2 protein-coding genes are annotated in these 374 nt (G+C 53.5%); both read right to left on the bottom strand.

Annotated elements, in window-relative coordinates; genetic code table 11:
* A partial coding sequence (locus tag KP705_RS21655; protein ID WP_215765469.1) for a plasmid recombination protein occupies positions 1-169 on the bottom strand: 169 nt, incomplete at its 3' end.
* Positions 170-206: 37 nt separating this feature from the next.
* The coding region (locus KP705_RS19245) for a helix-turn-helix domain-containing protein (RefSeq protein WP_215765470.1) at positions 207-374 on the bottom strand (168 nt) is incomplete at its 5' end.

The following is a 374-nucleotide window of genomic DNA, read 5'->3' on the forward strand; positions in this document are numbered from 1 at the left end:
GGGCCTTGGCACCACCGAGGAACCGGCGGCAATTCAGGCGGCCTGTATCGGGGTCTTTTGGCACCACGTAGGCCGACAGGTGCGGCGTTTTTTCGTCCCGGTGAATGATGGCAGCGATCACGTTGTCCTTGCCGTGCCGCTCCTGAATCCAGCGCAACGCCTCGTTCAAATAGGGGTCACGACACGAAAGTGTACTTTACGTACGCTTAGAGTGAACCCAACAAGAACGTTGAGGCTGTTCTGCTGAGAGTTCGATAGACAGTTGGCCGAGAAATAGAAAACAGTTCTGAAAGATCGCTGATGGAGTAATCGCCGGTATCATACATCCGGCGAAGCTCTTTTTGCTGACGTTCAGAAAGCTTGGGTTTCTTTCC

Source organism: Gluconobacter sp. P1D12_c, assembly GCF_018812105.1.
In the GTDB taxonomy this organism is placed as follows: Bacteria; Pseudomonadota; Alphaproteobacteria; order Acetobacterales; family Acetobacteraceae; genus Gluconobacter; species Gluconobacter oxydans_A.